Annotated in this window: 12 protein-coding genes; 2 read left to right on the top strand and 10 right to left on the bottom strand. The window is 49.4% G+C overall.

Features of this window, described 5'->3' with window-relative positions:
• Positions 1–27 precede the first annotated feature (27 nt).
• Together NSQ37_RS07305 and NSQ37_RS07300 are read right to left on the bottom strand one after the other, a co-directional pair.
• Positions 28–1,461: a sensor histidine kinase gene (locus NSQ37_RS07305; protein WP_161936390.1), complete on the bottom strand. Its 1,434-nt coding sequence runs from the start codon at positions 1,459–1,461 to the stop codon at positions 28–30.
• A complete protein-coding gene (locus NSQ37_RS07300) occupies positions 1,448–2,131 on the bottom strand; it encodes a response regulator transcription factor (protein ID WP_007410267.1) in 684 nt (227 codons plus the stop codon). The genes NSQ37_RS07305 and NSQ37_RS07300 overlap by 14 nt, the downstream gene beginning before the upstream one ends.
• A gap of 212 nt (positions 2,132–2,343) precedes the next feature.
• On the opposite strand from NSQ37_RS07300, the gene NSQ37_RS07295 reads away from it, so the two are divergent.
• Positions 2,344–3,780 (top strand): ABC transporter permease, encoded by a 1,437-nt coding sequence (locus tag NSQ37_RS07295; protein WP_059366585.1) that lies wholly within the window; start codon positions 2,344–2,346, stop codon positions 3,778–3,780.
• Positions 3,781–3,794: 14 nt separating this feature from the next.
• A complete protein-coding gene (locus tag NSQ37_RS07290; protein ID WP_326146242.1) occupies positions 3,795–4,478 on the top strand; it encodes an ABC transporter ATP-binding protein in 684 nt (227 codons plus the stop codon).
• Between the two features lie 103 nt (positions 4,479–4,581).
• Here the strand turns inward: NSQ37_RS07290 and NSQ37_RS07285 are convergent, their stop codons facing one another.
• From NSQ37_RS07285 to NSQ37_RS07250, 8 genes are all read right to left on the bottom strand, one after another.
• Positions 4,582–5,928, bottom strand: a complete 1,347-nt coding sequence (locus NSQ37_RS07285; RefSeq protein ID WP_099566392.1) for an MmgE/PrpD family protein — start codon at positions 5,926–5,928, stop codon at positions 4,582–4,584.
• Positions 5,925–7,076: a M20 peptidase aminoacylase family protein gene (locus NSQ37_RS07280; RefSeq protein WP_007410263.1), complete on the bottom strand. Its 1,152-nt coding sequence runs from the start codon at positions 7,074–7,076 to the stop codon at positions 5,925–5,927. The genes NSQ37_RS07285 and NSQ37_RS07280 overlap by 4 nt, the downstream gene beginning before the upstream one ends.
• Before the next feature lie 17 nt (positions 7,077–7,093).
• Positions 7,094–7,843: an amino acid ABC transporter ATP-binding protein gene (locus tag NSQ37_RS07275; RefSeq protein WP_326142697.1), complete on the bottom strand. Its 750-nt coding sequence runs from the start codon at positions 7,841–7,843 to the stop codon at positions 7,094–7,096.
• A 13-nt stretch (positions 7,844–7,856) separates the two neighbouring features.
• Complete coding sequence (locus NSQ37_RS07270; RefSeq protein WP_007410261.1) at positions 7,857–8,531, bottom strand: amino acid ABC transporter permease; 675 nt, start codon at positions 8,529–8,531, stop codon at positions 7,857–7,859.
• Between the two features lie 22 nt (positions 8,532–8,553).
• Positions 8,554–9,345 carry an amino acid ABC transporter substrate-binding protein gene (locus tag NSQ37_RS07265; RefSeq protein ID WP_341123467.1) on the bottom strand — a complete coding sequence of 264 codons (792 nt, stop codon included), beginning with the start codon at positions 9,343–9,345 and terminating at the stop codon, positions 8,554–8,556.
• 28 nt (positions 9,346–9,373) lie between these two features.
• The gene (locus NSQ37_RS07260; protein WP_003156352.1) at positions 9,374–9,865 is read right to left on the bottom strand and encodes a GNAT family N-acetyltransferase; all 492 of its coding nucleotides are present in this window, start codon (positions 9,863–9,865) and stop codon (positions 9,374–9,376) included.
• 13 nt (positions 9,866–9,878) lie between these two features.
• Positions 9,879–11,204: an LLM class flavin-dependent oxidoreductase gene (locus NSQ37_RS07255; protein WP_341124670.1), complete on the bottom strand. Its 1,326-nt coding sequence runs from the start codon at positions 11,202–11,204 to the stop codon at positions 9,879–9,881.
• A gap of 169 nt (positions 11,205–11,373) precedes the next feature.
• Positions 11,374–12,492 (bottom strand): GerAB/ArcD/ProY family transporter, encoded by a 1,119-nt coding sequence (locus tag NSQ37_RS07250; protein ID WP_014416891.1) that lies wholly within the window; start codon positions 12,490–12,492, stop codon positions 11,374–11,376.
• Between the last annotated feature and the right edge of the window lie 9 nt (positions 12,493–12,501).

The following is a 12,501-nucleotide window of genomic DNA, read 5'->3' as shown; positions in this document are numbered from 1 at the left end:
GACGGCGGCCAGACGGGACCGCCGGTTTCAAGATGATTCATTTTTCGTATTCAGCGGAAGGCGGATTGTAAAGGTCGTGCCTTTTCCTTTTTCGCTGTCAATATCTATCGTACCCCTGTGCATTTCGACGAGCTGCCTGACGATGGACAGGCCGAGTCCGTATTCGCCGTATGCCGTATTCGTCCGGGACACGTCCGCCTTATAAAACCGCTCCCATATATGCTCAATTTCCTCTTTGGAGATGCCGATCCCGGTGTCTTCGATTTCAATCACCGTTTCTTTATAGCCTTCATACCCGCGCAGTGTGATGTCTCCCTTTTGCGTAAATTGAATGCTGTTTTTCGTGATGTTGACGAGAATCTGGATCAGCCTGTCATAATCGGCGAACACTTTGACGCCGTCCTCCACTTGAATCCGCAGCTGATTTTGTTTTTCCTCCGCCTGCTGATTGAGATGCTCTTTAATAATTTCAAACACCTCGATGAGCGGCAGGCTGAGCTTGTCCAGTTTGATTTGCTGGGATCTGATTTTTTCATAATCCAGGTTTTCTTTCACGAGCCTGAGCATCCGCTTCGTTTCTTCGCTGATCAGCGAGAAGCATTTCTCTTTATCTTTTTCCGGGATGGTGTTGCTGTTAAGCCCCTCCACAAGTCCGTTAATGGTCGTCAAAGGCGTTCTCAGCTCATGGGAGACATCGGCGATAAATTGGCGCCTCCGTTTTTCAAGGCGGTCAATCTGCTCTCTCGATTGCTTCAGATTTTTGGCCATGATGTTGAAATCGGACGCCAGCATGCCGATTTCATCGCCGCCGCTGTTCTTGAGCGAAATATCGTAATCACCGGATGCCACTTTTCCGGTCGCATCCCGCAATGTCTGAATCCGCTTGACGTGAAATTTAGATAAAAGCCAGCTCAGCAGAATCGTGATGATAAGGGTGCTGATGATCGCGTAAATCATATAGCGGTTGACCTGGCTGATCATCTGCTCGACCCCTCTGACGGGAGACACGAGCAGCACCGCGCCTTTAAATTGATCGTTGATAAAAAGCGGTTTTGCGACAAGCGATACTTCCAAGCCTTCCGTATTAAAACGGTTCATCTCCGCTCTGATCTGAACGGTTTTCCCTTGCTTCAGCATGTGCCACTCTTTACTTTTCAGCTTCTCGCGCGGCGGCATATCGTCAGGAAAAAAGTAAGGGCGCTGATGTTCATCAAAAATAATAAACCTGGTCTCGCGCGTTTTTAACATGTCCTGATACGGATACAGGCGGCGCAGATCAAGATCGCGGCCGTTCAGCTCACTAGTGATCTGCTGCGCGTAAGAAGACAGCTCATCCACTTTATTTTGATACGCAAAATCTTTCACAAAGTGCGAAAACAGGGAAATGATGATGAAAAAGGCCAAAATCAAAATGCTGACATGGCTTAACAGCAGCTGATATAAGTATTTAATCCTCATCAAATTTGTATCCTACCCCCCACACCGTGTATAAAAACGGTTTTTCCTCACTGGACAGTTTTTTGCGCAGCCGTTTAATATGAACATCAACCGTACGTTCATCGCCGTAAAATTGATAGCCCCACACCTGCTCAAGCAGCTGCTCTCTCGAAAAAACCTGGCGCGGGTTTTGTGCGAGATAAAAGAGCAGATCGAATTCCTTCGGCGTCAGATTCTCGACAGGTTTTCCGTGCAGAAACACTTCCCGCGTCTTCTTATTGATTGAAAAACACGCCGTTTCGATCAAGTCGTCGCTTTTAACGGCCTGCCCCGTCGCCCGGTATCTTCTGATCACCGCTTTAATCCGCGCTACTAGTGTCAGCGGGCTGAACGGCTTGGTGACATAGTCGTCGGCTCCCATTTCAAACCCGATCACCTGATCAGACTCCGTGTCCTTTGCGGTCAGCATAATAATCGGCACACTGCTCGTCTCTCTTATTTTCCGGCAGATCGTCACTCCGTCCATTGATGGAAGCATAATGTCCAGAATGACCAAATCCCAGTCCTCTTCCGTGAAACGCTGATAGCCTTCCACTCCGTCATGGACAAATTCGGCTTCAAATCCTTCTTTAAAAAAGAACATTTCCGTCATGGTGCATACGCTTATATTGTCTTCTATCATTAATATCTTCATTGGTTCCTCCGCTTATCTTCACGCTTTTTCTTATAATAGCACCATTTTACCCGGGTGTTTTCGGGTTTCACAATTGTTAGTTTTTATTTCATCATCCGGAAATAGTTTGTTCATATTTTTTTCATACATTTCTCCTACTATATACATATCGGATGGCCGGTGCTAAAGAAGGCCGGTTTTACAAGATCTGACACCCACACGGAGGAACAGACATGAACTTTATAAAAAGAGCCTTTTGGAGCATGAAGGCAAAAAAGGGAAAAACATTTTTGCAGCTGGTTGTGTTTTCAGTGATTTGCATTTTTGTCCTGTCCGGTCTTACGATCCAGTCAGCAGCAAAGAAATCAAGCGAACTGGCAAGGCAGCAGCTCGGCGGGAGCGTCACACTCCAGGCTGACCGCCAAAAGCAAATGGCGCAGCAGCAAAAAGACGGTGAAAAGAGGACGTTTGAATCAACGCCGATTTCCGTCTCAGATGCCAAGAAGCTTACATCTTTACAGCATGTTAAAAATTACAACTTCCTCACGACAGCGTCAGCAAATGCAGAAAGCTTTGATGCGATAAAAAGCTCAGGCGAATCAGCCGATAACAGTTCCGGCGCCGGCCGTTTTCAAGGCGGCGGAAGACAGATGATTTCAGCTGATATCTCGATCGAAGGCGTGCTCTCTACGGCATTGCTTGATGATTTCACAGGCGGGAGCTCAAAAATCACTGACGGCCGCGCCATCACAAAGACAGATGCGGACGCAAAAGTCGCCGTGATTAATGAAACGCTGGCAGATCAAAACAAGCTGAAGGTCGGCGGCTCCATTACCGTTTCCTCAGCAGCGGATGATTCTGTGAAAACGAAGCTTAAAATTGTGGGAATCTATAAAACAACATCATCAGGAGACGATCAGGCACAGCATTTTTCATTCTTAAATCCTGACAATAAAATCTATACGCCTTACACCGCCGCGGCGGCGTTAAAAGGGTCTGATTACAAAAACAAAATCAGCTCAGCCGTTTATTATATGGATGATGCAAAATATATTGACTCATTCGTTGCGGCTGCGAAAAAAACATCCATAGTTGATAAAACCTACACGCTGACGACAAATGATCAGGTGTATCAGCAAATGGCCGGCCCGATTGAAAATGTCGCGTCATTTTCTAAAAACGTGGTATACCTTGTATCCATCGCGGGCGCGGTCATTCTCGGGTTGATCGTGATGATGTCGATCAGGGAACGCAAGTATGAAATGGGTGTCTTGATGGCGATCGGCGAAAAGCGCTGGAAGCTCATCGGACAATTCTTAACGGAAATTCTGGTTGTCGCCGTTATTGCCATCGGGATCGCATCCGTCACGGGCAGCCTTGTGGCGAATCAGCTCGGAAATCAGCTTCTTTCCCAGCAGGTCAGCTCAGCCGATGATTCACAGCAGCAAACAAGCGGCTGGGGCGGAGGAGAAATGCCGCGGGGAGGCGGCTTGTTCGGTCAGCATTCATCCGGCGCGGATGTCATCAGTACAATGCAGGTAAACGTCTCACTGAATGACCTTCTGATTCTTGGCGGGATCGGCGTCGCAATTGCCGTCATCGCCACATTACTGCCGTCTGTATCAGTCATGCGGCTTCACCCTAAAACGATCCTGACCAAGCAGGAGTAAGAGGAGGCAGCATAATGAGCCTATTAACCTTTCAACAGACCGGCTACTGGTACCAAGATAAATCACAGCCGCTGTTTCAGGATATAACGATCAGCTTTGAAAAAGGGAAGTTTTATACAATTGTCGGCGCCTCCGGAACGGGAAAAACAACGTTTCTGTCTCTGGCTGGCGGCCTTGACACACCTAAAGAGGGAAGCATCCTTTATAACGGAAAAGACATCTCCAAAATCGGATTAACCAAATTCAGAAATCAATATGTCTCTATCGTCTTTCAATCTTATCATCTGATCCCGTATATGACGGCGCTCCAGAATGTCACAACGGCGATGGAGATCACCGACTCTAAGGAGAACAACAAAGATGCGTTCGCGCTCAGCATGCTGAAAAAAGTCGGCATCACCGAACAGCAGGCCCGTCAGCGGGTGCTGACATTAAGCGGCGGACAGCAGCAGCGCGTTTCAATTGCGCGGGCTTTCTGCTGTAACACGGATTTGATTTGCGCGGACGAGCCGACGGGAAATCTCGACGAGGATACGTCAAAGGAAATCGTCCGGCTCTTTCAGGATCTGGCGCATAAAGACGGCAAATGCGTCATCATGGTTACGCACGACGAACAAATTGCCAAAGTTTCGGATATCAACATCCGCTTATCAAGAGGAAGTTTCACGGTTAAAGAAAACGGCACGGCCGTTTCCTGATACCGCGCCCCTGCCAGCGCAGACAGGGGCGCACCCTATATCCCCCTATTCAATAGAAGTGAACGTAAAAAGAGCGAGGGCTGCATCCCCCCGCTCTTTTTATTTATATCAGCTGTAAATAACGGTCCATATTTGATTGTCCGGCTGCTTTGATCAATTCTTCCGCCTTTTTCTCTTCTCCCGGTAAAGCGAGCCGGAGTTTGTCTTCAATGTCTTTTTCAGAAAGACCGTTTCCCGGCGCTCCCTTCGGACAGTCGATACGTGTTTCATAAACATGACCGCTGGAAGCCGTGACCCGTACAATTGTAAAACGGCCCTTCGGAACGGCGTTGTCAGCCGGCTGAATTTGATCATCGCAGCTGCGGTGAATCCGCTCAAATCCTTTTTGAAGGGATTCCGGAATCGGCTCGGATGTGAAATGTTCAACTGAAAAATCCTTACCGTGCAAAGCTAAGGTGATCACATATTCCACGCTGAATCTTCCCGCTTCGCCTGTTTTCGGACGCCGTTCTGTCAATGCAGCGTCACCGCCCGGCGGATAAATCACGTCGATCCGTTCCGTTTGGCCGAAAGTGAGACCATGTTCGGCCTTCAGCTTGAGAATGGCGTCCGCCGCATGATGAGCCGCCGAGCAAAACGGATAAACCTTAAACCAAAGTCCCGGGCTCACAATCCGCCAAGGTGTTCCCCACCCGTTTACAAGCAGGGTTTCTGCCCGTTCAAGATCGCCGTACAGTCCGAAAAAACCTTTCTCCCCGTCGAGCGCATGAACTGAGCCGCCGAAACCGGCCTTGGCAAGCTGCACGGCGAACAATCCGGCTTGAGCGGCCAGTCCGGCGTGGAGCGGCTTCATTTCTGTCCCGAATTGCACTCTCATGCCTCCGGAACGGGCAGCCGCAAACCCGATTGCTTTCTGCAATTGGGTTTGATTCAGATTCTCCGCGAATCCGACGGCGCATGCGGCCGCAATGGCACCTAACGTTCCTGTATTGTGCCAGCCTTTCTCGTAATGATGCCTTCCAGCTGACTCGCCGAGCCGCGCCATCACTTCAATTCCCGTCACATAAGCACCGAGAAAACGGCTTTTGTCTATACGGCCGGCTGATGCGGCTGCAATCAAAGCCGGAAGGATGACTGCGCTCGGATGTCCTCTTACATCAGAATGAACGTCGTCAAAATCAAGCGCATGTGCGATGAATCCGTTAATGAGCGCGGATTGGGACGGCGTGGTTTTTTGATTTCTGCCGATAAGCGGCGCTATCGGCACCCCGCCTTCTTCTTCGGCCAGTTTTACCAGCTTTTCAACTCCTTTATCCCGTCTCCCCGCAAAAGCTGCCGCTGTAAAATCAAGCAGTCCTTTGCGCGCTTCTTTCATCGCTTCAGCGGATGTTTCCGGCACAGACGACATGACGGCCTGAGCAAGTCCGGCCGTCAGATTTTCCGTATTCATTCCGTCTGCTCCAATACATTGACGGCAAGCCGGGCGAAAAACTCAGCCGCTGCCGGGAGCGCTTTTTCGTCGAGTGTGAAGGCGGGATGGTGCCATTCTTCTGTTCCGTTTGTTCCCATCCAGACGAAGAAGCCGGGGATTTTTTCTTGATATAATGCAAAGTCTTCACCGCCGGGCGACTGTTCTGCCCGAACGGTCTGAAGCCCGAGGCTTTCAGCCGTTTGTTCCGCCGCCTGTATGAAACGGGCGTCGTTCATCACTGACGGAAGGTAAGGATACCAGCGGAAATCAGCCTCTGCCCCGAATCCGGCTGCGATTCCTTCGGCAACCCGCTTCATATGTTTCGGAACAGCGTCACGCGCTTCTTTTTGAAACGTCCGGACGGTGCCTTCCATTTCAACATGGTCCGGGATGACATTCCAAGAGCTGCCGCCTTGAACTCTTGTGATGCTGACGACGGCATTATAAAGCGAGCTGATATTTCTGCTGACAACCGATTGCAGGCCGCCGATGATCTGTCCTGCCGCCTGAATCGGATCAATGCTGTTATCAGGGATTCCGGCGTGGCCGCCTTTTCCTTTAACAGTGATTTCAAAGCGGTCGACACTCGCCATCAGCGGGCCTTCTTTCAGACCGACCGTGCCGACGGGGAGGTCAGGTTTGTTATGCATGCCGAATATCGCCGATACACCGTCAAGCGCGCCGGCTTCAATGACCTGTCTTGCTCCGGCGGCGATTTCTTCCGCGGGCTGAAAAATAAACCGCACCGTTCCTTTCAGCTCATGCTTTCTCTCATTTAATAAAAAAGCCGTGCCGAGGATAGATGCCGTATGGAAATCATGGCCGCAGGCGTGCATCACGCCGCTGTTGCGCGAAGCAAACGGAAGGTTTGTTTTCTCTTCGATCGGCAATGCGTCGATGTCCGCTCTGACGGCGATGACGGGGCCGCTTTTGTCTCCTTTGATTTCAGCGATCACTCCGGTTTGAAGTTTCGGCATATCAAGAACCGTAATTCCTTCTTCCTCCAGCCAGCGGCGGATTTTATTCGTCGTTTCGTATTCCTCGCCTGACAGCTCAGGGTGTTCATGAAGGTCGCGGCGGATATTGATTAAACGTTTGTTTAATGATTCATACGTTTCATTTGCCATTTCTTCTTCTTCCCTTCTTAGACAAGTTCGGCGGGCTCTCCCACTTGCTTAATAAATTTTTTCGTCCGTTCGTTCTGCGGATTGTCAAACAGCTCTTCCGGCGTTCCCTGTTCGATGATGCGTCCGTCCGCCATAAAAATAACTTTGTCGGCCACTTCACGAGCAAAAGCCATCTCATGCGTGACGATGATCATGGTTGTCTGTTTTTCGGCAATTGATTTGATGACTTGGAGCACCCCGGCTACAAGCTCAGGGTCAAGGGCCGAAGTCGGTTCATCCAGTAAAATCGCGTGAGGATCAACGGCCAAGGCGCGCGCAATCCCGATCCGCTGCTGCTGTCCGCCTGACATCGTAATCGGGTAGCTGTCCGCTTTGTGTTCTAAACCGACTTGCCGCAGCAGATCCATACCGATCTGTTCCGCTTCTTTTTTCGGTTTCTTTTGCGCGGTGATCAGCGCCTCTGTCACATTTTGCAGGGCGGTTTTGTTTTTGAACAGGTTGTAATTCTGAAACACCATCGCCGTCTGCTGGCGAAGCTTATGAACGTCTTTGCGCGAATAGGACGCTGCATTCAGCTTTGCATCACCGATTTCAATGATGCCGTCATCCGGGCGCTCCAGCAGATTCAAACAACGGAGGAGCGTTGATTTTCCCGAGCCTGACGGGCCGATGATGGCCGTGACTTCGCCGCTTTTGATCTCAAGATCGATCCCCTCAAGTACGGTAAGGTCTTTAAATGCTTTTCGAATATGTCTGACTTGTATCATCCTGAGCCTCCTCCTATGTGCGATAAGGCTTGCTGATCGCCCGTTCGAGCAGATCCTGCAGCACACTGTAAATAATCGTAAGAATCCAGTACATGACCGCGACGGCTAAATACGTCTCAAAATATTTGAGGTTGCCTGATGCATACATTTTTCCTTGGGCGAACATTTCCATCACTCCTAATGTAAAGGCGAGCGATGTTTCTTTTAACAGGCCGATAAACGTATTTCCCGTCGCGGGAAGCGCGTTTCTGACGGCTTGCGGGAAAATGATCCGCCTGTACGCCTGGGATTTTGTCATTCCGACAGACAGACAGGCTTCAAGCTGCCCCTCATCGACTGAGTTGAGCGCCGCGCGGAAGATTTCAGCCAAGTAGGCGGCATTCTTCAGGCTTAACCCGATAATCGCCGCAGTTAACGCCGTCATCTTGCTCATTCCGGGAAACAGCTGAGGCAGGCCGTAATAAATTAAGAAAAGCTGGACGAGCGTCGGCACGCCCCGGAAAAATGAAATATACACCTTTGACAGCTGGTGAAGCACAGGAACACGATTTTTTGTGATAAGCGCTAATATAAGGCCGCCGATCACGGCAAATACCATGGCCGCGACGGCCATTAGTAATGTGATCGGCAAGGCTTCGATTAACGCGGGAAAAGCTGAAAACATAAATCCCCAATCAATGCTGTTCATTCTCGATTTTCACCGCCGTTTCTTAATGCTTTGCTTCTGTTGTGATATCTTCTTTAAAGTACTTTTCAGACAGCTTTTTCAGCGTGCCGTCTTTTCGCAGGTCTTCAATGGCTTTGTTTACTTTTTTGCGGATTTTATCGTGAGCCGCATCTTTCGCAAACGGGAAAGCGACTTTTTCATAGACAATCGGGTCTCCTGCTAATTTCAGAGGCAGACCGGTCTTTTTGATCTGGGCGATCAGGACGCTGCGGCTGTTTACATAAGCGTCAACCCGTCCGTAAGCCACGTCTTTCAGCGTGCCTTCTTGTGTTTCATACGTTTTCATGTTGATTTTTTTATCCGGGTCCTTGCTCTCAAGGTTTTTCGCGTGGTTTGAGCCCAGAACGGCCGCCACTGTTTTTCCTTTTAGATCGTTGACTGATTTGATGTCTTTGTTATCGTTTTTGACGACGATTTGAGTGCCCGCATACGAATACGGTTCTGTGAAGTTATACGTTTTCTTGCGTTCGTCCGTGACAGCGACCTGGTTAGAGATGGTGTCGAGTTTGCCGGTCTGGAGCTCTCCCATCAGACCGCTGAATTCAAGCAGCTTCCAGTCCAGTTTCATGTTGATTTTTTTCGCAACGGCTTCCATGACATCCACGTCAAAGCCGGTCAGCTTGCCGTTTTCTTTATATGCGAACGGATAGCTTTGTCCCGTGGCGCCGACATGCAGTACGTTATCGCCGCCTTCGCTTTCTTTTCCGTTTCCGCATGCTGATAAGACCGCCAAAAGCGCGGCAGACAGCAGCAAAGTCCATGTTTTCTTCTTCATTAAAATCCCGCCTTTTCCTATTAATATGTTAATCCTGCAATTGTTTTTTTAAATAGATGGTGATGTGCCCTTTTCCTAGATCCTTTTCGCCTGCACGGACGTAGCCTTTTCGCTCGTACATGCCGATCAGCCACGGATGCTTGTCCGCTGTGCCCAGTGACACGAAAGGCGCTTTTAATGTGTCGCGGAGCACTGTATTCTCCAGCCACTCCAGCATGTCTGAGCCCGTCCCTTTTTTTCCGGTTTCAGGATCGACGGCAAACCACCAAATATGTGGAACACCGTACGGCCCGGGATTCGGCCCCCACGGCATCCGCAGAGAAATCGTCGCCAGAATCCGGCCGTCTTCCTCCAAAACGTAACAGGCGTTTTTTTGTATGTTATTCAAAACGAGTTCTTTATCCGCCGTGGCAGCGGCAAAGTTGATGCCGAGCTTGCGGATCGGTTCATACGCCCGCAGTGTCAGTGAAAGCAGCTCATCAGCGTCTGCCTCCGTTGCGAGCCGGTATTGTCTTGACATGATGAGCCCTCCTTTAGTCGGCATATCGGTTTGCCGGTTTTTCCAGTCCGAAATGTTCTCTGAGCGTCGTTCCTTCATACTCTTTTCTGAACACGCCCCGTTCTTGTAAAATCGGAATCACTTTGTCTACAAAAAGAGTGAGACCTTCAGGCAAAAGCGGCGGCATGATGTTGAAACCGTCACAAGCTTGTTTTCCGACCCATTCTTCCATCTTATCGGCAAGCTGTTCTGGCGTTCCGACAAAGATATGATGGCCTCTTGAACCCGCCACATATTTGTACAGCTCGCGGATGGTCATGTTATCGCGTTTGGCCATCTCCTGAACGAGCTTGAAGCGGCTTTTAACGGCATTCGACGCATCCGCATCCAATTCAGGCAGCGGGCCGTCAAGCGGGCAGGCGGAAAGATCGACGCCGCCCAGATAGTTTTGCAGAATGTTCAGGCCGACAGACGGAATGATGAGGTCTTGGAGCTCTTCATATTTTGCCTGCGCTTCTTCTTCGGTATCGGCGATAACGGGAAAAATTCCCGGCATGATCGCGATTTTTTCAGGATCACGGCCGAAAGAAGCCGCTTGTTCTTTAATAGATTGATAGAATTCCTGCGCGGACTCCAAATGATTTTGCGCGGTGAAAATGACCTCCGCCGTTTTGGCGGCCAGCGCTTTTCCGTCTCCTGATGATCCGGCCTGAATAATGACCGGGCGCCCTTGAGGTGTGCGGGCGACATTTAACGGCCCTCTCACGGAGAAATATGTTCCTTTATGGTTCAATTCATGCATTGTGTTTTTATCGAAAAATGCTCCTGATTCTTTGTCACGGATAAAGGCGTCTTCCTCCCACGAATCCCATAATCCTTTGACGACTTCAACGAATTCTTCCGCGCGCTGATATCTGAGATGGTGCTCAAGATGCTTTTCGCCGCTGAAATTAAGCGCGGTCGATTCAATCGAAGATGTGACGACGTTCCAGCCCGCGCGGCCGTTGGAAAGATGGTCAAGCGATGCAAATTGTCTCGCGATATGGAACGGTTCGCTGTATGTGGTAGACGCGGTCGCCGTCAGACCGATGCGGGATGTGACCTGAGCGAGCGCCGACAGCAGCGTAAACGGCTCAAAGCGCGTCAGCACATTCGGATGTGATTTGCCGTCTATTGATAAACTGTCCGCCAAGAACAGCATGTCCAGTTTCCCCCGCTCCGCTGTTTTCGCCAGTTCTTTGAAATAATCCAAATTCATGCTCGCGTCCGCCGGTGCCTGAGGATGTCTCCAAGAAGCGACATGATGGCCGGTGCCCGCGAGAAACACACCGAGTTTGATTTCTTTTTTCTTTGTCATGATGGATCTCCTTCTATTCTGAAATACGGTTTCGGAACATATTAACACCACTAAACCTATATTTCCTAGTAATTTTATAAGAATAAATCAAAATGTACAATTGTCAGGCAAGTTTGTCAATGCATTAAGACAAAAATCATGATTTTTTAAAAAACCCGGCGCCCCGGCCGGGTTATTTCTTCGAAACTGTATAGACGGTCCCTTTGACCTTTTTCTTAATAACGGCAATGATAAGCAGCAAAACGGGGAACAGCACTTGAAACGGAAGATGAATATAGATCGGCACAATGTTTAAGCCTTCATTCATGTGTTCCGAAAAATTGCTTGCGATGCTGATGGAGAGAATCAGCACCCCTAATCCGACCGGGAAGGCCAGCTGGGACGGATTTTTTTCTTTAAACAGCGTGGACACGCCCACGACAACCGCATATGTAAAAAGGCTGACTTTGAAAAAACCGCCGATGACGAGCACGAGCATGAAAAAGACATCCAGCCGGTCTAAAAACTCTTCCACTTTAATTGTCTGTATGGTGCTCAGCAGCGGAAATTGAGAGCGGAGCATTAAGTTGACGTCCAGCACACAAATATTAATCGCCACTGACATTGCCAAAAACAGCCCGCTGATGATAATCGCCAGAAATCCGGTTTTCTTCACCTTTTTCCGATCTTTTAAATAAGGGAAAATCATGACAAACACGATTAATTCACCAAACGGGATGAACATCGTCTGTTTAAACACGGAATAAATGACCGTTCCTGCACCCTCCGCTAAAACGGGCTGGAGAAATCTGAGGTTTATCGTGCCTGAGCTGATAATGAGGATCAGCCCGACGGCTGTCAGGAAATACATAATGCCAAACAGCAGCTCGCCGGCTCTCGCTATCACTTCAATTCCCTTTCTGACCGCAAATATTGCGGCGATCATCAGCATGGCATTCACAATTAAAAGCGGCGTGTCCTGGTAGGCGAAGGTGACAAGCATTTCGCCAAAATCCCGCAATACGCGGGCGGCGATATAAGCAAAATAGAGAATATAAAGAAGGGAGACCGCCCAGCTCAGATGTCTGCCGATCAGTTCGTTCATGTAATCTCTCGGAGAAGACTCAGGAAAAAATTGATACAGCGCCTGATAAACGTAGAAAAGTCCGAGACCGATAACGCACCCGAGAAGCACGGACAGCCACGCATCCCGCCCGGCCATCGTGCCCGGCGGGATCAATAACGAACTGCCCAATTCAAACAAAATGATCATAATAAACAGCTGACGCGTGCCGATTTTCGCATTTTCCATACGCTTCGC

This window comes from Bacillus sp. FSL P4-0334 (assembly GCF_038004825.1).
Classification (GTDB): Bacteria; Bacillota; Bacilli; order Bacillales; family Bacillaceae; genus Bacillus; species Bacillus velezensis.
Note: the sequence above shows the minus strand (reverse complement) of the source record. Positions and strands in the feature narration are given on the sequence as shown.

What these genes read in the sequence shown, in the direction of transcription:
- NSQ37_RS07300 (WP_007410267.1), bottom strand. Translation starts at nt 2,131, where the DNA reads ATGAAGATATTAATGATAGAAGACAATATAAGCGTATGCACCATGACG.
- NSQ37_RS07295 (WP_059366585.1), top strand. Translation starts at nt 2,344, where the DNA reads ATGAACTTTATAAAAAGAGCCTTTTGGAGCATGAAGGCAAAAAAGGGA.
- NSQ37_RS07290 (WP_326146242.1), top strand. Translation starts at nt 3,795, where the DNA reads ATGAGCCTATTAACCTTTCAACAGACCGGCTACTGGTACCAAGATAAA.
- NSQ37_RS07285 (WP_099566392.1), bottom strand. Translation starts at nt 5,928, where the DNA reads ATGAATACGGAAAATCTGACGGCCGGACTTGCTCAGGCCGTCATGTCG.
- NSQ37_RS07280 (WP_007410263.1), bottom strand. Translation starts at nt 7,076, where the DNA reads ATGGCAAATGAAACGTATGAATCATTAAACAAACGTTTAATCAATATC.
- NSQ37_RS07275 (WP_326142697.1), bottom strand. Translation starts at nt 7,843, where the DNA reads ATGATACAAGTCAGACATATTCGAAAAGCATTTAAAGACCTTACCGTA.
- NSQ37_RS07270 (WP_007410261.1), bottom strand. Translation starts at nt 8,531, where the DNA reads ATGAACAGCATTGATTGGGGATTTATGTTTTCAGCTTTTCCCGCGTTA.
- NSQ37_RS07265 (WP_341123467.1), bottom strand. Translation starts at nt 9,345, where the DNA reads ATGAAGAAGAAAACATGGACTTTGCTGCTGTCTGCCGCGCTTTTGGCG.
- NSQ37_RS07260 (WP_003156352.1), bottom strand. Translation starts at nt 9,865, where the DNA reads ATGTCAAGACAATACCGGCTCGCAACGGAGGCAGACGCTGATGAGCTG.
- NSQ37_RS07250 (WP_014416891.1), bottom strand. Translation starts at nt 12,492, where the DNA reads ATGGAAAATGCGAAAATCGGCACGCGTCAGCTGTTTATTATGATCATT.